Raw genomic sequence first — 23,708 nt, forward strand, 5'->3', positions numbered from 1 at the left:
TCTTCCCCATTGGCGCGGGGTAATTCCGTAAGTCGTACAGGAGCAAAGGTACTCCTCATCCCCCACGCGCGGGGGCTGCGATACGGTTCCTCCATGGAGGTTCTGTTTCCCCGCACGCGCCGTGCTCCGGCATGGCTGCCGTGCTGCTTTTCTTCATTTTTTTACAACAAGGGAGATAACAATATGGACATGCTGATCGTCATCGTGACCGTTGCCGTTACCTTGCTCATTTCTTTCATGGAACATGTTCTTTTCTGATGTTCCCCCGCGTCGGGGTTTCCCGAGTGGCGGAGGCTGTCCCCTGCTCCGTGCCGACATTCCCTGCACGCGCGGGGCATCGCCGCGAGCGGCGTGCTGCAGCGTCAGGCCTCTTCCCTGCACATGCGGAAGCCTGCATGCACACGTCCGCGGGGGTGAACTCATGCCGAGATACAGGTGCAGGGCACTATCGAACCCTTTCCCACGCCCGCGGGGTGAGCCTGCGGCCTGCCCCTTGAATCCATAACGGCACGCCCGCGGCCCCCCCCGTTGCCCCCCGCCTCCTCTCCCCGCCTGCCGCCCTGCGTGACGGAAAAATCCGGCAGGGGCTGCGGCCTCTCTTTCCTATCCGTATTAAAGCAACCGGGCCGCAACGCCGCCCGCGCATCCTTCCGGGCGGATTTCTCCATAACCATGCGCAGAAACGCTTGTTCCGCCGCCATGCCGCATGTTCCGCCCCTCCTGCAGGGCCGCAGGCACGGAAAAAGCCGGCGGCAACGCTTTTTTCCGCCCCCGCAGCAGGCGGAAAACGCTGCTTTTCCCCGGCCTTCTTCCCTGCAGGGGCGGATATGGCCATCCGGCGGCTCAGGCCCCCACGGGCGGTACCCTTTTTCCCCTCAAGGGGCGGACATGCGCGAAGGCATGCTGTATCCAATGTATGTCATTGAGAAAATTTCTGCTGTCCCGGACGCTCCGCATCCAAGAAGAGCACGTTATGCCGGCACAATGCGCCCCGGTTAAGCAGAACTTAAAAAAAATACGGCATCCGTTTCTTTCCCTGGCGTAATACTATGAAAATTATGGTTAAACTTTCTTTTTCCCTTAATAAATGAGGGTTTAACGGGGCACTCACGCTCATGGGAAATGAAGCGTAATACTATGAAAAGACTTGTTTAAAGGTTCATTTCTGTTTTCATCATGAAAATTTGCTTACGCATTTTTACCATTTCAATCACTGAAATTGCGAAAAGTTCTGGACGCGACCGTTATTTTTAGATACCTCTTAGTCAGGTATTAAGGACAACATATTGTCAAACCACGCGCATCCGGATGGTGCAGATGGAGACAGCCCATGTTCGAACAACGTTCTCTTTCCATTGAGGCGACCTCTTCAGAAAAAAAGCGGAAAACACGGGGGCCCATGTTCTGCGTGCTTGTCTGTCTGCTGGCTCTGCTGTTCTGTCTCGGAGCATGCGAATCGGAAGACAGCTCGCCGCAGAAGGCAAAGGCAGGTCAGGCGTCCGACGTAAAGACGGAATGGACCGTCATGGTCTACATGTGCGCGGACAACAACCTGGAATATCCGGCCATGCTGGACCTGTTTGAAATGGAGCAGGCCCTGCCGGAAGGCACGGAAGTCATTGTGCTGGTGGACAGGCACGCCGGTTACACGAACATACTGGGCGACTGGAAGAACGCGCGCCTGTACCGCGTGCGCAAGGCCCCGCCCGTGGATCTGCTGCGGGCCAACATCGGCTATCCCGACGCACAGCTGCCCGCACAGCTGTCTTCCGAGCTTCTGGAAGAATGGGGCGAGGTGGACATGAGCGACCCCGCCGTGCTGACGCGCTTCATCGAAACGGCGGCAAAACGTTTTCCGGCAAAGCGCTATGCGCTGATCCCGTGGAATCACGGCGGCGGCTGGACGGGCCTGCTGCAGGATGAGGACGGCGGCAACGGCGCTCCCGGCAAGGGGCTGATGAGCGTGGAGCAGTTTGCCGAAGCCGCGCGCCGGGGGGCAAAGGCTCTGCCGCGCGGACGCTTTGATCTGCTCAAGTACGAACTGTGCCTCATGGCGCAGCTTGACGTGCTGTCCAACAGTGCCGGGCTGGCCGATTATGTGGTGGCCTGCGCCCCTGTGGAACCCGGTCAGGGTTCGGACTATCTCACCGTGCTGCCTGAGTTCCGCGCCGGGGTGAGCACCCGCGATCTGGTGATGCACACGGTCAAATACAACACGGATTATTACACAAAACTCGGCATCGCCGCCTCCTTCTCCGGTTTCGACATGGCGAAGCTGGAACCTGTTCTTGAGGCGCACCAGAAGCTGATGCAGAAGCTCACCACGCTGGCCCCGACCCGCTTCCGGGAACTGACCCGGGCCACGCGCTACACCGTGCGCCATGAGGGCACGGAAGATCTGAAGCGCGGCCGCGGTTCCTTTTCCAGCCTTGAGCTGTACGACTGGCTGGCACGCCTGGAAGCCGAAATGCCCGACGGGCCGGTGGAGGAGATCAAGGCTCTGCGCGACGCGCTCAAGCCCTTCCTGATTGCCACGGCCAACACGCCGAACATCCCCAGGTGCGGCGGCATCACCACCTATCTGCCCCTGCGCCGCGAAGATACGCACCCCATGTTTGCCGATTCGCCCGTTGCCACGACCTCGGGCAAGCTCGCCTATCTGAAGGAGCTGTTCAAGGCGCAGGAAACCCTCGGCAGTTCCAAGCCGGCCGTGCGCAACATCGTCATGGGCAGGCCCGAGGTGCGTGAAGGGCGCGACGGCACCATGCCCGAGGATTTCAACATCGTTCCTCTGACGAGTATCCGCCCCTTCGCCCACAGCGTGGTGCGCTTTGAGGTGGTCGGCTCCGACATACTCTGGACGACCATGACGCAGTATCAGCGGCGGGGCAACGAGGCGGTGCTGCACTTCACCGATCTGGTGGTGGATCAGAACGCCGTGAAAAAGCGCAGGGAAAAGGCCGGTTCGCTGCTGGAAGCGCTCTCGCCCGTGTACAACGACGGCACCACCATGCTCATGCGCGAGATCACAGGTCAGCGCTTCAAGGTGACCAACGGCTCGGAGCTGGCCGACATCACCGTGGACAACACGGACATTTCCTCCACCATGAACAAGGCCACGGCCACCGGCCTCTATACCGACCCCACCCTCGGCGGCAGGGAACTGTTCGTGCAGCTGGTCTTCAACACGGAATTCCGCATGGTGCAGTCGGTGACGGCCATTGAACGGGATGCCCAGGGCCGCGTCAGTGCGCGCGCCATTCAGCCCCGGAAGGACGGATTCTTCCGCCCGGGCCAGACCATCATGAACAGGCAGGGAATCCGGACGGAATTCGGGCAGCCCATGGCCTGGAATCAGGGCCTGCTGCTGACCCTCGGGCTGGTTGAGGAAGGCACGGAAATCGGCAACCTCATCGAAGTGGAAACCGTGGGCGGACAGAAGGCCTCGGCCTGGAGCGACATTCTGCCCGTGTATCACGATCCGGCGCAGAAGGCGCTGCTGAACAACACGCGCACATGGGGCATGCAGGGGCTGGACGGCCGCTATGCCATGCTTCAGTACGCGACCACCAGGGACGGCGTGGAAATCCTGCCCACCTTCCACACCCTGCGTCTTTCCACCCAGGGCCCGGAATGGGAACTGGAAGGCAAGGGCACCGGGCCGTTCACATGGACATCCTTTGCCACGCCCATGCTGACGCTGTACGAAGCCGCGCCGCAGGAATGGCTGCCCGCCAAGGTGATTGCCTCCTGGTACACCTTCCTTGACGGCACGGGCCCGACAAGAAGCTGGTACTTCATCAGCATCGGGGACGGTACCCGGTGGGCGCTGTATCCCATGGAATACTATCAGAACGGACTCGAAGGCACCTGGGTCAGCAAGACGGAACGCTGGGTCTTCAAGGGCAACACTGTCACCCTGACCCGGGACGGACAGACCGGCTCGGGCACCATCAAGGTGGACGGCAACCGCTTCAGCGCCACCGGCATGCCCTTCAAGGACTATGCGTTCCATGTGGACCGTGCGCGCGGCAAGCTGGTGCTCATGTCCCGGGAAGGCGTGGCCTCCATGCTCACAAGAGAAGGCGCCCCGGTCTCCGCGCAGCCTGCGGCCGCGCCTGCCTCCCCTGTGGGAGAATGGCGTGCCGCCGCCGGCGCGGACCACAGCGGCGTCACCATTCAGGAGGTATCCGGCACGCCCTGGTTCAACATGCGTCTGGTGGGAAGAGACGGCCGGGTGACGGTGGGCACCTTTGCCGTCAGAAACGACAGGTTCCTGGTCACGCTGCGCGACGGCTCGCATCAGCAGATATACTTCTCGCTGACGGCAACGACGCTGACCCTGAAGTTCCCCGACGGGCGCAGCACGGTCTTTTCCCGGGTGCGGTAACGCGCAGCGGCGCGGCGGGCATGACGCCCGAAGCGCCGGGCGGCCGGACTTCCGGCCCTGTACGGGAGCCGTCATGACGACGGCTGAGGATGAAAAAAAGTCTGCCCGGCAGAAGGTCATTCCCTCTGATGACAGGCTGTCACCCTTTCTCCGGGGCCGTTCCGCCTTCTGGTACATACGGCAAAACACGGAACGCGCCCCGGATCAGGCCCTTGCAAAGCATGGTTTTCGTCATTTTTAACCTGAGGTACTGCATATGAACAAACGGGTATGGCTTTTTTCCCTTCTGATCGCGCTGTTCGCCTTCTGCGTTCAGGTGTCCGACGCCGGGGCCGGGGACAAGGAACCGCAACAGTCCGTGGGGCTTGCGGATATGGCTCAGAAGTCCACCGCCAACGGGAACCTCGGTGCCCGCATAACGGATCAGTTCAAGGCAATGCCGCGCGCCGGGGAATCGGAGTATCCGCCCTTCTTCGGTGATGACAGCCAGGCCCAGCCCGGTGCCCAGCCCGGAGGGCAGGCCGGAGGGCAGCAGCCCGCCGGCAGCGGATCTGCGGAACTCACCGGCACCTGGGCCGCCAGCGACGGCACGACCACGGTCATCATGATGTTTCAGGGCAATGTCTGCTGCGTGAGCTACAACACGCAGCGTCTCTGCGGCACCTACACCGCTTCCGGAGGCAAGCTGACGTTGCAGCTTCAGAACGGCAAGACGTTCAGCTTTACCTACAAGGTGCAGGGCAATCAGCTCATTCTGGACAATGGCGACACCATACTCATCAGGCAGCAGATGCCTGCGGCTCAGTCTCCTGCACCCGCACAGCAGGGCGGCAACTGGGGCGGCGCGCCTGCCGCCTCTTCCGGCCAGTCCATCGACGGCACCTGGACGGGCGGAGGCATCACGCTGATGTTCCAGGCCGGACAATATCAGGTACTGCGCGGCGGACAGGTCATTGAATCCGGTTCCTACCAGGTCGCGGGCAGCACGGTGCAGTTCCATCCCGCAGGCATGGGACCGTATGTCAAGCAGCTGCGCATGGACGCCCAGGCCATCTATCTCGACAACCAGCGTTACGACCGTCAGGGCGGCGGCTCGGGCGGAAACTGGGGCGGCGCACCCGCTCAGCAGGGTGGCAACTGGGGCGGTGCTCCCGCACCTCAGGGCAATACCTGGGGTTCCGCTGCTCCCTCGGGAGGGAGCACGATGCTGGAAGGCTGCTGGGTCAGCACCAACCTGCCCGTCATCACCACCTTCTGCTTTACCGGCAATCAGTATCGCTGCACCATGGGCAACTTGGTGGAAACGGGCACCTTTGTGCTTCAGGGGGATCAGCTGCACTATACGATTGTTTCCGGCTCCGCTCCCGGTCAGCGGGGCACCAACCGCGTCTACGTCAACGGCAATATGCTGAGCATAGCGTTCCCCCAGGGCGGCGTGGCCATGTTCAGAAAGCAGTAACCTTCCCTTGTCCGGCGTGTCCTTCCGATGCGCCGGACCGGGAAAGCCGGCGTACGGCAGACCGAACCACTCCGTACCCCGGAAAACCTCCTTTCAGGCATCACCCCGGTCATCCTCAGCGGGTGCTGTTCCCACCGCTTCCCCACCCTCGGCAACCTGAGGGTTTACAGAAAGGCCCGCGCATTGCACGGGCCTTTCTTTTCCGATTCCGCAGACGAAAAGAGAACTTCTCTGCTGCATCCGAAGGCAGAAGAAACTTCCGCCTTTTCTCATCACTCCGGGAACACACGGAACTGACGGCTTTTCTCCCTCGCCCGCCCGGTTCCTTCCCGAAACAAGGCAGAAAAATCCTGATTTTATCTCCGGGAAGGCAGCGCAACAGACTTGCTCGAAATCTCCGCGTTGAAGTAGTCAATGAGCTGGGGCCACTCGCCGAGAAGAGGCTCGATGGAATCGGCGAGATACAGGGTTTCATCCCCACACGTTATTTTCAGCCGCTTTTTGACGGACTTCTTCATGGGAACACAGGACAGGAAAACAGGCGGCTGCCCCTTGCCCTTTCTGCGGTACACGGGGCGGACATTGATCGTGCCGTCTTCCTTATACTCATGCTGGATGAACTCCTGACCGAAGATTTCGTCGAGCTTATTCTTTACTTCTCTGAACAGCTTCAGCGAAACTTCAAAGCCTTCCGAAAGATGCTTCTCATATTCTTCCAGAGAGTCATAAATGGTCTGCCTGGTATAGGTGCGCGGCTCGCTCTGCCTCGCCGGAGTCGCGGAGCCGGACTCGACACTGGTCATGCCGGAGATGGAGAGGAATTTATCGAGAGCACGGAAAATAATATTGTGCAACACGCTCCACAGATCTTCCTTCTCCTGCTCGGAAAGATCCTGCAACGGGCCCTCATCTGCATTTTCATCCCCGTCCGGATTCTCATACAGCATGGTAAGATCGTATTTTTCAATAAGTTTAATATTATCAATCTGTTCTGTGCCGAACAATTTCCTGTGATCGGAAGAAAGAATGATGCCGCCGAGGATCTGGAACATCCCCAGGATATTGCGGCTTCTGAACTTGAGGTAGGGATCGTTCCGGCAGAGCTGATAAATGACATGTGAGAAGCTCTGCTCGTACGGGCTGTCTTCCTTATTCAGAAACTCGTTCTCCTCATCAGTCAACCTTTTATATCCCTGCGTCACCGCGTCGTCTTCATTCCACATGGTGAATGCGGGATTGGTCGCCAGGAATTCATAAATACTGGGATACGCCACCTGCAGGCAGACCAGCGCGTACAGAATGACCTTTTCCGTCACCCTGCCCGTATCAGATACATATTCCGTTGCCGGCTTCTGGTTCGTCAAAGACTTCTTCCGCTGTATCTTGTCGAGCAGAGAAAGGAGGTTCATGAGGCGCTTGATGGATCTGGGATTATTTTTCACGGAGCATTCCGTCAAATACACCAGGATGTCCATGGCAAATCTTTCTCTGCTTTTCTCCCCGGTCTCCGAAGAGAAGGAAAAGTCTCCGGCACCCTTCAGCGGAATGAGGGTACACTCCTCTTCTTCCGTCAAAAAGCCGATGCTTCTCAGCGACTCATCCAGATAATTCCGGAGATTGTAGTCCGACATGGGAATGGTGAAAGGCATCTGTATGATTTTATCGAAGAAAGAACGGAACTCCCGGTCGTTCTTTTCCGTCCTTTCACCGAACCGGGGCTTGAGCCCCCTCACCACCACGTCGTAGTCGATGGCGAGCACGAAAATACATTTCGGCAGGTCAAAGATATTCTTCAGCAGTTCGAGAAAATTGACGGCAATGACAGGGTCGAGTCTGTCCAGATCGTCGACAAAGAATATGAACCCCTTCTTTTTCGGGAGCGCGGCACGGCCCGCAGAGATGGCCTCCCGCAGCGCCTGCTTCAGCTCGCTTATGTCGACCTCATTTTCTTCTTCCCTGTTCCTGCCGCCCAGCACACCGCCCACGGACTCCCCCGGCACGCCCACATAGGCGGCGGCCACATAGCAGGTTGCCGTTGCCAGCTTTTTGGTAATGTCCAGCGCACGCTGACAGAATTTGTTCACATTGGAATTATCGGAAGTGTATCTGCCCACCTCGGCACGTATCTCGCGAATGATGCCGCTCATCAGGCCGACCAGTATGTTGGTCTGCGCGCTCAGCAGGGCATATTCCCAGGCATGTACCCAGATACCGAAGTACGGCGCTTCCTCCGGTCGGCCGCCGTCGGGCCAGGTTCCTTTGCTGACGGAGCTCATGCACAGCTCCTCGGAAAGCTGATTCATGAACGATGTCTTGCCGCTGCCCCATTCACCCTGTATGGCGATGGTCAGCGGGGTATCCGCCTCTTCCAGAAATTCCTTGAGAGCGTCCACATAAACACCGACCTCCAGCTGGTCGTTGTCTTTACTGGCAATAGGGACATCTACAAGACAGGTTTTCGCCATTGTTCCCTTTCCTCCTCGTAAAACGGGCACAAAAACGTATTAAAAAACAAAATTTGGTTAATACTATACTTGAACCCGGCCCCGCGCAACCAGGTTCGCCCCCATCATCCCCAAAAACATCGTACTCACATCGTGTTTTTCGTGCCTGTTGCAACAACATGTCATGAACAACAAAGCCTGCGATGCTCCTGTTCCCTCATGCCCCTGCCTGAAAAGGGAAACCTTGCGGCACGAGCATGCACAAGGCTCCTTCTGTTGCCATGGTTCCTCCATAGAGGCCCCCTCCCCGGCCCGGAACACCGGCCGCGCCTCAGCCTGTTCTCCCGCCTCACGCCGGAAAGGCGAAAGCCGCCGGGGCGCACCCGCACCATGCCGTTTGCCCCTCACGCACAGAAACATCTCCGTCTGCCGTGCGCCTTGCCGCATGTCAGATGCGCATGACTGATGGATCTTGCAGAATTCCATTGCTTCTGCATGCAAAATGGAACATATTTACGGAGCCGGATGTTCCGGGAAAGCCCGCGCATGCTCCGCCGTATCGGCGCAGGCGCCCGGAACCATGTGCACCCGGGGAAAATTTTATAACGGCCGCCCATGGCAGACAACACAAAAAGGAGCGTTCTCATGGACAAATCCACACTGATCGGCATTCTCTGCGAATATCCCGGCCTCCTGTCCTACTTTCCCGATCTCGGAGAGGAGGATCTCCTTTTCGTGGTTTCCAGCAACGCCAGCGCCTTGGAATACATCACAAACCAGACCGATGCCCTCTGCCTTGCCGCAGTGAACGAATACGGCGAGACTCTGAAGTTCGTGAAAAACAAGACGCCCGAAATCTGCCGGGCTGCGGTCATGAGCGACGGCGATGCCCTGGAGTACGTCCCCGCAGAGCTGAAAACTCCCGAACTGATCCGTCTGGCCCTGGGCCTGTCGGGAAAAGCCGCCACCTGCTGCCATCCCCTCACCGCGGAAGCGCGCTTTCTTGCCGGCAACAACTGCAACTACGGCTCGTTTGAAGTGCCTGCCGAAGAAGCCGATTTCTTTCTCTCCTTTCCCAGCACCTGCGGCAATGCGCTCCGGGCGCTGAAGGCTCCTACGGAAGAACAATGCGTGCGGGCCATCATGGCGGACAGCGACTGCCTGCTGTCGATCCCCGAAAAGGACCGGACCGAGGCCATGTACTTCGCCGCCATAGGGAAGAATGCGGACCTGCTCCGCTTCGTGCGGCATCAGACCGAAGCCCTCTGCCTCGCCGCCGTGACCCGGGACGGAAGAACGCTCCGATTCGTGAACGAACAGACTCCGGCCATCTGCGAAGCCGCCGTGCGCTCCGATTCCCGCGCGCTCTGCTATGTCCGCGAACAGACGGAAGCCCTCTGTCTTGCGGCCGTAAACGACTGCGGCGAAGCCCTGTGCCATGTTCGTGACAAAACCGAAGCCGTATGCCTTGCCGCGGTCATGGATAACGGCGAAGCCATACGCTTCGTCCCCGCCCCTTCCGAAGCCATGCAGCTTTGCGCCGTGCGTCAGAACGGCCTGGCCCTGCGCTACATTGAATCGCCCTCGCGGGAGGTACAGATGGAGGCCGTGAAAAACAACGGCCTGGCCCTTCAGTATATCTTCGATCAGGACGAGGAAATCTGCATGGCCGCCGTGAAAAACGACGGTTCGGCCCTGTGTTCCGTGCGCAACCAGACCAATGCCATCTGCATGGCCGCGGTAAAGAACTCCGGCGAAGCCCTGGCCTATGTGCGCCATCAGACGCCGGCCATCTGCATGGCCGCCGTAAAGCAGAACGGCTACGCGCTTGAGTACGTCATCAAGCAGACCGAAGCCATCTGTATGGCCGCCGTGAAATCCTCCGGAGACGCCCTGTGTTTCGTGCAGCATCAGACCGATGCCATCTGCCTCGCCGCAGTGAAGTCCTCCGGAGACGCCCTGCGTTTCGTGCAGCATCAGACCGATGCCATCTGCCGTGCAGCAGTGAAATTCTCAGGGAATGCCATCCGTTTCGTGCAGGATCAGACCGAACAGCTCTGCCTGCTGGCTGTGAAGAACGGCTGGGGCACCATACTGCGTTACATCAACAATCCTTCCGAAAAAGTGATCAGGCTTGCCGTGAATATGGACAGGGACAACCTCCCCTATGTGAAGGACAAAGCCCTTATCGCCCGGCTCGGACTCGACAGGGAGGAGGACGACCGGGACTGATTTCACGCTGACGGCCGCGAAGCCCCCGGAGCCGCACGCTCCGCCCTTCCCGCCTTTGAAGCCGCGCCTCGTCCGGCGCAGGGAGCTTCCCTGCCTGAACGGCGCGGTTTCGTTTTTGATGAATGCCGCAAAAGGCCGGAGCCGGAAAGCGTCGTCCCGGAAACCCTCCCGGCGGAGGGGGGACGTCCTCAGGGCTCCGGGAGTTTTTAACGCAGAAAGGGCTTACGATGTTCATCGTAAGCCCTTTTCCGTTGAAAACGATGTCCCGGAAGATCCGTGCAACCGATAGAAAACCATAAATTATTCTTTCACCTTTCTCCACTTACAGAAACAGTGCGTCACAAAGCAAGACTGTAATCATGACCACATATTTTATACATATAAGGATCAAAAGTATACAAAGACCATAGACAAAGAATGACAGACGCCATTATCTGCATTAATGCAGTGACATCATACTTCTTTTCCATGGATATCACCTCATCAATGTTTTTAAAAATAATATCCATGTTACAGTCAATGCTCAGGATACAGCCATGCTTTATAACACACGCTGTTTCAATATTTTCACATCAAAAATAATTAGTTACTTCTCTGCCAGGGATGAAAGTTCTTCCAGAAGAGGACTTCTTATCTTTTCTGCCTTCTTCAAAAGGATCGTTGCATCAGGTGTTTCATCATTCATAAGACTTCTGTCCTCACCATCTACGGTAACAATGATACATGGAGGAATTTCATCATAAGTCTTTACTTTTAAAACATCCATAAGCCCCCACTGGGGAGCAATATCCTCAGATGAATTATATCTGAGGTTTCTTATATGGTCACAGACTTTGACTTCCGGATTTTTAACATTTGTAACTTCTTTTATTATCTTCACCAGTTCAGCATAGCCAGGCTGATTTTCTACTATATATTTATTTATTGCCAGGGAACCGCCTCTGACTGCGAGGAAGCCGTTTATTCTATAACTGTCACTGTGATGACGGTGTTTCTCGACTTTCGCATATTTCTCAAACAATTCTACGGGAGAATGAAATTTCCTCATTGTACCATCCTGTATGAAAAAATATCTCGTCATCAAATATCAGTATGTTTACTATAATATTTTTTCATTAAAAGTCAAGATCATATCTCCATAAAAACCTGTACGCATCCTGCCTGTTATCAAATAGAGAGATATTTCCGCAACATCTCTCTGCCATTATTAAAATAACCATAAACGTATTCCCCCGGAAGGCTGCCGGAGGTAAAAACTTCTGCTTCATCAGCAAAGCTTATGCTGTTGCCTGTAGCGCATTTCTACAAGAAGTTTTAAACGCAGAAAGGGCTTACGATGTTCATCGTAAGCCCTTTTCCGTAAATTTGGCTCCCGAGACGGATAAATTTTCAAGGGGTAATTTTGCGAAATTACAGGATATTTCAAGTTTTTAAAATCCAAAATACCCACAAAAATACCCACATTCTGAAAATATTTTGGTGGACGTAGTTGGACGTTCTGAATCCCAAAAGAAAATGGGTGTAATCGGGTGGAATTTTGGCTTGCTAAATGGGTGTAAATGGGTGTAGTTTTGGATATGATCAATACCAATTCTCTTACCATTACTCCAGAACTTCTTAATCTCATCTCTGAGATCGACGAGTTCAAGGGCTCGTGGAAAGCTCTTGGCACTCTAGCTCCTGATCGACTTTCCGCGCTTCGCCGTGTCGCCACCATTGAAAGTGTAGGCTCTTCCACGCGTATTGAGGGAAGTCGTCTTTCCGATCGCGAGGTCGAAAAGCTTCTGAGCAATATCGCTATCAAAGCTTTCAGCACTCGAGATGAGCAGGAAGTAGCAGGTTACGCTGACACAATGGAGCAGATATTCCAATCCTGGGAGTATATTCCGCTGAGCGAAAATCACGTCCGACAGCTCCATCGTGATCTTCTGCGCTACAGCGATAAGGACGAACGGCATCGCGGCAGCTATAAGCATAGCTCGAACAGTGTTGCTGCCTTTGATGAGAATGGCCAGCAGATAGGTATCGTCTTTGAGACGGCTACTCCCTTCGATACGCCGCGCCTCATGTCAGAGCTCATCGAATGGACAAACACAACTCTTGAGACAAAGGCTCTTCATCCGCTTCTGGTCATCGGTATTTTTACGGTGGCGTTTCTGGCTATCCACCCATTCCAAGATGGCAATGGACGCCTATCTCGCATCCTAACCGCGCTTCTTCTGCTTCGCTGCGGCTATGCCTACACGCCCTACAGTTCCCTTGAAAGTGTGATTGAGAACAGCAAACAGGGGTACTATCTCGCCCTACGCCAGACGCAGCAGACAATCCGCACCGACAGCCCCAACTGGCAGCCGTGGCTGGTATTCTTCCTGCGAGCACTCCAGCAGCAGATGTGGCGTCTCAAGAAAAAGGTCGAGCGCGAGCACCTCGTGCTTGCCGAACTGCCCGCTCTCTCCCTTCAGATTTTAGAATTTGCCCGAGAGCATGGACGCGTCACGATGGGTGAAATTCTTACCTTGACAGGAGCAAATAGGAATACCGTTAAAGGTCATCTTCATAAGCTCGTTGATGGGAAGTACCTTGAAATTATCGGTAAGGGACGCGGTGTGTGGTATAGGATAATATAACCCCCATCTCTGATGTCTGACACCAATTGAAGGGATGGCTTTTAGCAGATCAGGCTTTATCGTTGGCAAAGATGAAGGATTCCTGAAGGTCGAATAATGACCAAGCTGTTTGGTATGGGAATCAGAAGATACAACCGTAATGCATAAGGATGGTGAAAACGATGTCCACGCATCAAGCATCAGAGCAAATGCTAGGATATCTGTATCAAGTTCGATGTGCTCTTGATCTATTGCTAAATACTGACAACGAAGATTATCAAATAAGTATAGAACAATTTGATGATGTCGATTTCAGGCAAAACGGCACACCGAAGCAACTGATTCAGTTAAAGCATCATGTTAGACAGCATGGAAATCTAAGTGATGCAAGCACTGATATCTGGCGCACCCTAAATGTATGGATAGATAAAATTTCTGCAAGTCCAAGTCTACTACAAGATACCAATTTTTTAATTATAACAACTGCAACAGCACCTGAAAATTCAGCGGCATCATTACTAAAATATGGTATAAGAAATGTAGATTTAGCTTATGAAAAACTAAATGCTATTGCTACATCCTCTGAAAATAAAAATCACAAAAAATATTACGAAGCTTTTTCCAGTCTTGATGTAGCAACCATAAAAAACCTTTTAAATCATATTTATATTATTGACAAATCAAGCAATATTAATGATATTTCAAATAATTTACGAAGGGCGATACGTTATAGTTGTAAACCAAACCACGAGGATCAAATTTGTGAACAAATTGAGGGATGGTGGTTTCAATGCGTAATAGAAGCACTATGTTCAGACACTCCTGTATTCTATACCCAGCGCCAGCTTCGAACAAAAATTGTATCTATAAGTCATCAATTTACAGACGAGACCTTACCAATTGATGTATTTAGAGATGATGACTTTATCAATGATGATATTATTTCTAATAAAAAAAATTTTTGTGAACAACTAAAACTCATACGCTTAGGTGATAACAGCGTTAAGATAGCGATAAGAGATTACTATCGCTCTTTTACACAAAGAGCAATTTGGGTTAGAAACGAATTGCTTTATACGAACGAGTTAGATGATTACGACTATCGTCTAATTGATGAATGGGAGCATCACTTTGCTTCTATGGAAGACAATTTGTCCATACTCGCTATACCCGCCACCGAAGAAGATAAAATTAGAGAGGGACAAGCATTATTTAAAAAAATTAGAGAGGGAGATATTCGTATTCGTCCCAAGGTACAGGATGCATTTGTAATGAGGGGTAGCTATCATATATTAGCAAACCAGTTAAAAGTTGGTTGGCATGTTGATTTTCAAGAAAGAATAACTCAAAATTTATCAATTCAGAAAAGAGGCACTACACATGAAGAGCTGGAATGAAAGAACTCGTGAAGTTGCATATCTGCTAAATCCTGCTTTTTGCGGAAGATTGCTCTATGCCGCAATAAAAGAATATATACATAAAACTCAGCTTGATTTTCCTTTTCCACTTGTGTACTTAATCCTACCTCTTGTCTTGCACAAACAAACAAGAATTACAATTAATAGTCGTACGCAATTACTGCTTTGGACAAAGAACTATCAGCATTTATTAATTGGCTTTGCAAGAAGAACTAAAGAATTAGTTGTAATTACAAATGAAGCTCTTGAGTTACTTCTTCAATCAGAAACAGTTCAGATTACCACAACTGGAAAACTTAGCATTACTGCTGCCCAAAAATCTCTTAGCAAAACACGATTTGTAAATTCAGAAATAAGTGAATGTATTCAAAAAAGCGAACATGTTGCGCGTTGGTTTGCCAATACTGGTAGAATTGAAACTATATACATAAGCTTAGGAGTAAGACCATGATGCAGATACGGGAATTAGTTTTATACGGACATAATGGCAAGGTCCGTCATCTTACTTTCTCTCTTGGCAGTATAAATATTATTTCTGGGCGTTCAAAATCAGGAAAATCTATAGTTGGTGATATTATTGATTATTGTCTTGGTAAAGAAACGTGCAATATTGCAGAAGGTGTAGTACGTGAAAAAGTTGCATGGTACGGAATTCTTCTACAGTTTTCAAATGATCGTGTTTTTGTTGCTCGCAAAAATCCTGACCCAGGTCATCAGACAACCAGCCTCTGTTATATAGAAATTGGAACAAAATTAGAAGTTCCGCCAGTATGCAATTTTGCACCAAATATTAATGTTGATGGCGTTATACAAATTTTGTCCAATAGACTTGGTATAGCAGAAAACCTGCATACTCCTACTGAGGGTCAAAGTCGTGATGCTTTGACTGCCAATATCCGACATGCTCTTTTTTATTGTTTTCAAAGCCAGGAAGAGATTGCTGCCAAAAACAATCTTTTTCATAATCAATCAGAAGACTTTATTACACAAGCAATAAAAGATACTTTGCCTTATTTTCTTGGTGCTATCGATGACGAGTCTCTTTCTCTTTCAAAGGAACGAAGCAGATTAATGCGCCAACTTACATTAAAGAAACAAAAACTTAAAGAAAATGAATTACTATCTGGAGGAAGCGAGCGAGCCATAAAACTGCTTGGTGAAGCAGTCAAAGTTGGGCTTATAGAAAATACTGAATCTGTTAACTATTCAGATTACAAAGCTATGCACTCTCTTTTGAAGAATACAACCAATTGGATCCCACTAGATGTAAGCGCTTCGGGAATGGATCGTCTCAGCATGCTACAATCCAAGTTAGCTCAAGCTAATGACGAATTGGATGAAATTAGACTAAATATTTCAGAGGCTAAACTCTATAGTGGAGAAACCAATGACTTTACCACGGAAGCACTACATCAAAAAATACGTCTTGAATCTATCGGACTATTTAAATCGCTAGATTTTGATCCAGAAAGATGTCCGCTATGTTCTGGAAGGCTGAACTCTCCTCTTCCATCTGTTGAGGCAATGAAAAAATCTATCTTAGATTTGGACAATGCAATTTCTAACGTCACAAAAGAACAACCAAAGCTTCGTAGCTACATAGATTCTCTTGAACACGAATATCAAAATAAGCGAGAACTGATTAGAGGTCTGAAGTCAGAAATAGATGGATTGTATGAGCAACAGGATGCAGCTCAAAAAATACGAGATTTAAACTCTCGTCGAGCAAAGGTTGTTGGACGCATTAGCCTGTGGCTTGAGAGCGTTAAAAATGATTTCGACTCAGAGCTTCAGTTACAATTGATAAAAAATTTAGAAAATAGAATACAAGCAATAGAGGAACAACTCAGTGCAGAATTGATTGAGGAGCGCAAGCAGTCTGCTTTATCTCGCATACAAGTCGATATGACAAATTGGGCAAAAAAATTAGAGCTTGAATACAGCAATAGTCCCTATCGCCTTGATTTAAAAAAAGTCACCGTTGTGGTGGATAAACCTGAACGACCTGTTCCCCTTAAACAACTAGGGAGTGGCTCAAACTGGGTTGGTGTACACCTCATTACTTATTTTGCCCTTCATAAATATTTTATTGAAGGCAAACGCCCTGTGCCTAATTTTTTATTTATAGATCAACCATCACAGGTTTATTTTCCGTCAGAAACAGACGAATTGAGAACTGATTGGAAAGAAGTAGACAAGATGTATCAGTTTATTTTTGATCGAGTACAAGAGTTGAAGGGAGAACTTCAGGTTATTATTGTTGACCACGCCGCCCTCGATAATGAAACATTTCGTGAGAAAACAATTGAGTCTTGGCTGTCTAACGATAATAGCCTTATCCCTAATGATTGGTTTATTGAATAGTCGCAAACAGTAATTAATGACAGCGACACAACTAAATATAGTTTATGAGTCGCTCTTCAAAAAGTGAAGAGCGACTCATTTTATATCATTGCCTTATTACTCATAGCTTCTAAGAGAGGACTTCTGATCTTATCCGCTATTTTTATTAGCTTCATGTTATTATCGTCATAATCATCTCTGAAAACAAATACTCTTCCTCTTGCTTCTATTTCAAAGCAGGGCGGAAGCTCATTAGTACTTTTTAAATTTAAAGCACTCAATAAGCCCCATTGGGGAGCGATGTCGGGCGACGCATAGTATAGCATATTTTTCAGGTGAACCTCTATTCGCGACGATGGATTCTTAACCTTTGGCTGGACTGAAATTTTCATTTTCATTTCCTCATACCCAGAGGGCTCTTCCACGAGTAATCTATTGATTTCTAGGGCCGCATCTCGCATCGCGCGAAATGCATTATTATGGTAATCTCTTCCAACTCTGCGATGGTTGGCTACTTCAAGGGTCAGATTAAGTATTTTTCTGGGGCTACAAAACTTAGCCATTTTTCTTCTCCTCTCATGTTTTTATCAGGCCGCCAATGGGCGGCCTGATGCGTTTAAAACTTCCCTTAGTTCTTTCCCTTTTCTACTCTTCCACAAAGCCGAAGTTGGTGATCTTCAGCGTACGGCAGTTTTCGGAAACAGCGCGTATCGTGCTTGGCTGGAGGCCTTTCGGAGCAGAGGCCTGCACGTCGAAGCGTAGTTCCACGGTGACGCCGTTTTCCTGCGTGAGGACGGAGACCACCTCTTCGAGGATCTTCTGCACGGCGCGGTTCACGCGGGTGGTGTCGAGCTGAGTCGAGAGGTAGAAGCTCATGCTCTTCGGCGCAGGCGGGGTGGGCTGAACCGGCTGGGGCGCGGGAGGCGTAGGAGTAACAGGAGCTGGCCTGTCAGGAGTAGGCACGACAGTTTCAACGACAGGCGGCTGTACCGGCGGAGTCGTGGCTTCCTTCTCCCGCCCTATCTGCGTCTTGGCGGCCTTCACCTTCACAAGGTAGCCGCTCTTTTCGGGGCGGACACTCTGGCCGAGCTTCAGGCTGATATAGCGGTCTTCGCCCACGGCGGCGGCATAGCCAAAGAATTCCTCTTCGCTGAGGCCGCTGACAATAGCCTCTTCCAGAACGTCATAGCTCGCCAGTCTAGGCAGATAGCAGTAGGTGCAGAGCCATTCCCAGAGCTGTTTGATGGCAATATGGTTCACGCCCTGCCACAGCAGGTTATCCAGTTCCATGAGCAGGAGCGCCGGAGCCCACTTGGTCACAGCCCATTCATTTTGCAGGAGCTTTTTAGCCGCGCGGCTGATGAGTCCGTCACCGCTCAGGCGGGTACGTTCCCAGTCCAGCGTTTTGCGGTCGTAGGTGTCAACGCTCGGCACGAGGAGCCAGCACCACGCTTCCTTGAGCAGTAAGTCAACGGTCTCGTCACTGCGCTTGAGGCTGACTTCTGTTTCGCGGTTCTGCGCGGCATCGAGGTTCAAGTCCTGACTGTCTTCCTTAATAGATGTCCACGCGATGAAGCGCCGCACTTCCTGCTCGAGGTTGGCCATAAGGGCCTGATCTGCCGCAAGGAAGACCAGCATATTGCGGTACATACGCGGGGCAGTGCCGCGCTTTTCAAACATTTCGGAAACCGCACGCATGGCGGCGCAGTCCTGAGCCGACTGGGCGTAGCTTTCCGCCGGGCGCAGAACCACCAGCCGCACGGCCTGTTCATCCGGCACGTCCAGCGACGACGCCGGGCAAACGTGAATACCCGCAAACGGCGCTTCCTTACGCAGTTTCTTGAGGCGGCGTTCGATTTCAAACTCTACGTCCGAGGCCGCAACCTGCGTGGCGCGGTCTTCCACAGTTTTTCTCAGCGTGGGCCGCGTGTCGTACCAGAAGCGGTCGCCGGAAGGATTGGTGTAAAGGTAGGCCAGCTTGTTCTTGAGCGTATTGCAGGCGTCGTTGAACAGCGCCACCTGCTCGCCGGGCTGGGTCACGCCAAGGCGCACGCGCGACGCCTCAAGGCCACGCACGTTCTGCTGGCGCACCGTGGGCGCACTGCCCAGCATGATGGCGCGGGCCACGCGGCGGGCGGCGAGGATCTTGCCGTAGCGCGAGTTGGCCTTGTCCATCAGGTAGGGCACGGACTGCTTGCCGTCCACTTCCTTGTCCACGAGCGGGTTCCAGCCTTCGGAGAGGTGGCGGGTCAGCTCGTCGCGCACGTTGGGCACGTCCATGGGCAGGGAACCGGGCATGATGAGCAGGCCCGCGTCGTTGCCCATCCACAGCTCGTGGATGACCGCCGCCATGAGGCGCAGAACGCCGCGCGTACGCTGGAAGCGCTCCAGCGTGGCCCAGTCGTCGTAGAGGCGGTCGAAGACTTCAGGATGGATGGGGTAGCAGGAAACGAGGCGGTTCTTGTATTCAAGTTCCTTGGTTTCCAGCGGAAAATCCGACGTGTTCTCGCGGTACATGGCGCTGAAATGTTCGCACACCATGTCGCGCGCGGCGGGATTCTTGCAGTCGAGGAAGAGGCGGCGGCGCACGACCTCAAAACCTTCGTTGGCGGCCACGGGCTTCCAGATGGATTCCATGCGGCCGAAGGTGTGCTCGATGGCTTCCAGCGCGGTCTGCCCGGCCTCGCCGCCGATCTCGATGTTCGATTCGGGGATGGAGGCCACCACAAGGCTGTTGCGGCTGGCGCGGGCGGCCTCGGTTATCTCCTGAATAAAGGTGATGAAATTATCGAAAGAGCCGGACGGCAGGCCGTTCACGCCATAGATGCGCTTGGCGTAGGCCACGAGTTCGTCCATGAGGATGAGGCAGGGGCCGCAGGCGTCGAAGAGACCTTTCAGGGCCTCGGAACCGGGGGAAATGCCTTTCTTGTCGGCTTCTTTTACGAAGTCGTAGAGCTTGGGATTCTGGGCCGAGAGCGCGAGCTGGTAGGCCATTTCGCCCCAGAGCGTGCTCACGGTGATACCGGGCAGATTCTGCGGGCGCTTCACCTTGCTGGGGTCGAGCGCAGTGCCGACCAGCACTGCCGCGTGGACTTTGGGCAGGCTGGCAAGCCCTGCGGCCTCCAGAACCGGGCGCACGGCGGGAATTTTGTCCACGGAAACTGTGCCGCGCAGAAGGTGGTAAAGGGCCAGCATACTGTGGGTTTTGCCGCCGCCGAATGCTGTTTTGAGCTGGATGACGGGTTCGCCGTCCTTGCCGGAAACGCGTTTCAAGGCCTGCACCAGAAGGCCGGCCATGCCTTCCGTGACATAGGTTCGGGCGAAGAATTCCACCGGGTCGCGGTATTCGTAGGAGCCTTCGCCGCGTGCCACCTGCGAGAGGTCGGCGGCGAACTCGGCGTTGCGGTAGCGGCCCTGCGCCACGTCGGGATGCGGTTCGATGACATCGCGCCAGCTCGGCAGGTTGGCCGGGGATTCCGCAAGTATGCCGGAAGCCTTGGGCGCGGCGGGCGCGGCCTGCGGAGCGGCCTGAGCGGTGACAGCCGTAGAACCGGCGGCCGAGCCGTAGCGGGATTCACGCAGGAGAGCGCGAATCTCTTCGGTGGCTTCGGCGTCTATCTGCTCGCAGAGGCGAGACATGGTGTCGAGTGCGCGCCAGGTGTCGCTGTCGTTGAAATCGTCCGCGCCGATGTGAGCCAGCTTGTTGCGCACGCCCATGAGTTCCTTGGCCCATGTGCGGTGGTCGATGGAAAGACGCTTGCGGAACACGTCGCCCCACAGCGCATCGAAAAGTATGAGACAGCGCTGGATATCCAGCGATTCCATAAGCTTCTGATCCGGCCCTTCGAGAGGCAGGCCGCGCCGTTGAAGCTCATGCAGGGTGGTGAGCACAGCCTGCCGCCACCAATCCGGCCCATACTCCACACGGAGGGCGGCGCAGATGTACGGAGCAAAGCCCATGAGCAGGGCACGGAAACCGCGGAAAACGAGTTCGTTATTATTGGTCATGGCTAACTCTCATCAGATAAGGGAACCCTGCTGGGCGGAGCGGCGCACGGCGCGCAGTTCGGAAACCTTCTGCTGTATCTCGGGCCACGAGACCACGAGCGAGTTGTAGGCGTAGGCTTCGGCGTTCCAGCCCTTGCGCTCGGCAAGGGAGAAGAGGCGGTAGGCGAGGTCGCGGGCGCGTTCGGCGTCGGAGGGGTAGTCCATGCAGAGCATGGCGCAGGCCTCCACGCCGCCTTTTTCAAGGAACTGGCAAAGGTACTGGGTGAGCATCCAGAGGCAGCGGCCCGTGGAGCTTCGCGCCTCGGCTTTGAACTCAGGCAGTTCGGAGCGGTCGAACAGATGCACCACGCCCTTTTCGGAATAGACCAGCCCCATTTCGGCCAGACGTTCCACGGATGTGTTCTTGGCGCGGGCCAGCACGTCGGCCTCGCCGAACTTCATGTTGTTAAAGGCGAACTGCGTGTAGAGATCCACGCAGAAGCGGCTTTCGGCATCGAGCACGCCGTCCTGTTCCGAGAAATACAGGTCGAGCTCGGCGTTGATGGTTTGCAGGGCACTGCGCACGTTCATGGGCGAGCCGTCCGCCTCCAGCACGCGGCTGTAGCGAGAATACACGCCCATGCCCGGGCCTATGGCGGCCTGCGCCATATCCACCGGGGCGATGTTGCTGGACTGGAGCTTCTTCAGCGCTGTGCGGAGTTCGCGCTTCAGCTCGGCAATGAAGGAACGCCGCGTGCAGGAGGGGGCATCTTCCGGCCTCTTGCGGCAGACCAGCACGATGGAGGACGCGAGCGCGTTGGTGTTCATGCTTACAGAACGATACGCCTGCTCAGTACGAAGTGGCCAAGTGCCAGTGATGGAAAAGCCAGCTTGAATGATAGCGGAAAGCATGGTTTCCCAACCGGTAGATGCTGTTTGGCTGTCGTTTTGACTTTCATCAGAGTCGCTTTGTTTATACGCATAATAGATAGTGACAGGCACATCTTCCCGAGAATATTTGTAAAGCTGACAGCAGGTTTTGAACATGCCGTCTTCAAAGAATTCTCGGGCCTTTTCTTTGCTTCCTTCAAAACGGTAAGGAGTAGCCACCAGTTCTTCCGTCTTGGGAACGAGCATGGTGCGGAAAAGCTGAGGATAGGTAGCTTTCAAAGAACGCCGCAACCAGACATAAAAGAAGTCTGAAAGGTCGGCGTAGCCAATATTATCGTAATACGGTGGATCTGTAGATATGACTATACTACGAAGGCCGCAATCACTCTGAGCATCATGCTGTGTTGCGAAACCCCTTGTGGATGTTTTGGGGAGTTTTAAAATACAGTCTGCTACATATTGAACAATAGGTGAGAATCCACCAACAGCTTCGCCTAGTATATTAGTCTCAGGAAAGTCCCAAGTCATAGGGATTGCCTGTTTGCTAAACAAGTTCATCGGCTTTTCATTAGATGCAGACCATCTGGAAACAGAGGTCGAGAAATCAGCAAGACGATCAACTGCATTAGCCAAATATGTCCCTACAGCCTGCCCATAGGCCAATGCTCCAGAACCACCTTCGGCAAGAGATGTTTCATCGCTGTCCATTCCAGCAACCAGTGCATCACTCATGGCCTTCTTTTGGGCTTCGGTTACAAGGGTGCTAAATGTAGTGAGTGCTGTAAGTTGGCGATCTGTGAATAGGTCAGAAAAATTACTTAGACCATAATTGGGAGTGTTAAAATTTCTAGGATTCTGCGGCAGAAGAGCATCGGGATAATCTTCTGGTCTTCCGGTTTGGGCAGCATTTGCATGAATACTATCTGCGGAAAGATATAAACGACCATTTTTTCCATCGACTACGACAGCCATAAGATGAGCAGACATAGCTCCGGCTCTTCCCTGTTCGCGAATATAGGTAAACGGTACAGGGGTACCGCAACAAGCGCATACTGCCCCCTTACGGTTTACCGTTCCTTCAATGTTTGGTTTGCCGCTATGGTGCACTTCATAGGATGCCGTCCCATTTTCAAAGTGCGGTTCAATCCAAGCCGCCTTGCCCTTCTTTTTGGAAAGTACAAAATTATTCACCAGTGGGACTTCACAGCCACAGGCAGGATTCGAGCATTTTATTGTCCTCGCCCAAATCCATGCGATAACGGTCGCCTTACCTCCTCCCAGTTCAATGGGGACTTGTACCGTAGGATAAAGATGACCTATACGCTTGACAGCTTCCTGCTTTATCCATTCGCCGTAGTAACGCACGTCTTCGGCAAGGCCGGTGGCACCGCGCCACGAGCGATCCTGCCCCAGCTTGGCGCGGGCTTCGGGGTTCACGGGAGCCTGCCCGGCAAAGCGAGGGGGGATCTCAATCATGGCCTTGTTTATCATCACGGCCACGGGGTTCAGGTCGTGGGCATGAGCTTCAAGCCCCAGCCTCTGGGCTTCCAGCGGGATTGCACCGCCACCCGCGAAGGGGTCGAGGAACACCAGCGGCTCTTCGCCCATGTACTTCTTTATTTCGGCGCGAGCCTCGTCCATCAATTCCTCGTCATTGACATTTTTCCAGTTTGAAAGACGCGCCAGGAGGGAGTGCAAACGCTGTCGTTCTTTTTCCTGCTCCTGTTCCGTGGGGAAAAGTTCAGGGTGAGAGGAAGGATCGTCCACCAGAGAAGACCAGATAACAGCGCGGGCGGCGGCCAGCGGACGGCGGGCCCACCAGTGATGAATGCCGCGAGGATGTGGGCCAATGCCAGGCATTTTTTCATAAGCAGATGCGTCATTTATCGCTTCCAGCGGAAGTGCGACTTCGATGAGTTTCTTTATCTGGCTCATGGC

The 23,708-nt window shown here is 53.3% G+C and carries 13 protein-coding genes; 8 read left to right on the forward strand and 5 right to left on the reverse strand.

Annotation, left to right across the window (positions count from 1 at the left end):
* The first annotated feature begins 93 nt into the window (after nt 1-93).
* The 3 genes from Q0K07_RS04820 (at nt 94) to Q0K07_RS04830 (ending at nt 5,849) form a co-directional block, all read left to right on the forward strand.
* Nucleotides 94-258, forward strand: coding sequence for a hypothetical protein (locus tag Q0K07_RS04820; protein ID WP_294557196.1), 165 nt, complete (start codon nt 94-96; stop codon nt 256-258).
* Nucleotides 259-1,330: 1,072 nt separating this feature from the next.
* Nucleotides 1,331-4,390, forward strand: coding sequence for a clostripain-related cysteine peptidase (locus tag Q0K07_RS04825; RefSeq protein WP_294557198.1), 3,060 nt, complete (start codon nt 1,331-1,333; stop codon nt 4,388-4,390).
* Between the two features lie 256 nt (nt 4,391-4,646).
* On the forward strand, nt 4,647-5,849 hold the full coding sequence (locus Q0K07_RS04830; RefSeq protein WP_294557200.1) for a hypothetical protein: 1,203 nt from the start codon (nt 4,647-4,649) through the stop codon (nt 5,847-5,849).
* 356 nt (nt 5,850-6,205) lie between these two features.
* Here the strand turns inward: Q0K07_RS04830 and Q0K07_RS04835 are convergent, their stop codons facing one another.
* Complete coding sequence (locus Q0K07_RS04835; protein WP_294557202.1) at nt 6,206-8,314, reverse strand: P-loop NTPase fold protein; 2,109 nt, start codon at nt 8,312-8,314, stop codon at nt 6,206-6,208.
* A gap of 624 nt (nt 8,315-8,938) precedes the next feature.
* Between Q0K07_RS04835 and Q0K07_RS04840 the strand changes: the two genes are divergently transcribed.
* Nucleotides 8,939-10,525, forward strand: coding sequence for a DUF4116 domain-containing protein (locus Q0K07_RS04840; RefSeq protein WP_294557204.1), 1,587 nt, complete (start codon nt 8,939-8,941; stop codon nt 10,523-10,525).
* A gap of 586 nt (nt 10,526-11,111) precedes the next feature.
* On the opposite strand, the gene Q0K07_RS04845 is transcribed toward Q0K07_RS04840, so the two are convergent.
* On the reverse strand, nt 11,112-11,573 hold the full coding sequence (locus Q0K07_RS04845) for a hypothetical protein (RefSeq protein ID WP_294557205.1): 462 nt from the start codon (nt 11,571-11,573) through the stop codon (nt 11,112-11,114).
* 529 nt (nt 11,574-12,102) lie between these two features.
* On the opposite strand from Q0K07_RS04845, the gene Q0K07_RS04850 reads away from it, so the two are divergent.
* The 4 genes from Q0K07_RS04850 (at nt 12,103) to Q0K07_RS04865 (ending at nt 16,913) form a co-directional block, all read left to right on the forward strand.
* The gene (locus Q0K07_RS04850) at nt 12,103-13,152 is read left to right on the forward strand and encodes a Fic family protein (protein ID WP_077073032.1); all 1,050 of its coding nucleotides are present in this window, start codon (nt 12,103-12,105) and stop codon (nt 13,150-13,152) included.
* A 161-nt stretch (nt 13,153-13,313) separates the two neighbouring features.
* Nucleotides 13,314-14,528: an ABC-three component system protein gene (locus tag Q0K07_RS04855; RefSeq protein WP_144277298.1), complete on the forward strand. Its 1,215-nt coding sequence runs from the start codon at nt 13,314-13,316 to the stop codon at nt 14,526-14,528.
* Entirely contained in the window at nt 14,512-15,000 is a 489-nt protein-coding gene (locus Q0K07_RS04860) for a three component ABC system middle component (protein ID WP_077072831.1), read from the forward strand. The genes Q0K07_RS04855 and Q0K07_RS04860 overlap by 17 nt, the downstream gene beginning before the upstream one ends.
* Nucleotides 14,997-16,913 (forward strand): DUF3732 domain-containing protein, encoded by a 1,917-nt coding sequence (locus tag Q0K07_RS04865; protein ID WP_083717286.1) that lies wholly within the window; start codon nt 14,997-14,999, stop codon nt 16,911-16,913. The genes Q0K07_RS04860 and Q0K07_RS04865 overlap by 4 nt, the downstream gene beginning before the upstream one ends.
* A gap of 80 nt (nt 16,914-16,993) precedes the next feature.
* On the opposite strand, the gene Q0K07_RS04870 is transcribed toward Q0K07_RS04865, so the two are convergent.
* From Q0K07_RS04870 to Q0K07_RS04880, 3 genes are all read right to left on the reverse strand, one after another.
* The gene (locus tag Q0K07_RS04870) at nt 16,994-17,455 is read right to left on the reverse strand and encodes a hypothetical protein (RefSeq protein ID WP_077072829.1); all 462 of its coding nucleotides are present in this window, start codon (nt 17,453-17,455) and stop codon (nt 16,994-16,996) included.
* An 82-nt stretch (nt 17,456-17,537) separates the two neighbouring features.
* Entirely contained in the window at nt 17,538-20,900 is a 3,363-nt protein-coding gene (locus Q0K07_RS04875; RefSeq protein WP_077072828.1) for a Swt1 family HEPN domain-containing protein, read from the reverse strand.
* A 12-nt stretch (nt 20,901-20,912) separates the two neighbouring features.
* Nucleotides 20,913-23,705, reverse strand: a complete 2,793-nt coding sequence (locus Q0K07_RS04880; RefSeq protein ID WP_273524162.1) for a DUF1156 domain-containing protein — start codon at nt 23,703-23,705, stop codon at nt 20,913-20,915.
* Between the last annotated feature and the right edge of the window lie 3 nt (nt 23,706-23,708).

This window comes from uncultured Mailhella sp. (assembly GCF_944324615.1).
Taxonomy (GTDB): Bacteria; Desulfobacterota; Desulfovibrionia; order Desulfovibrionales; family Desulfovibrionaceae; genus Mailhella.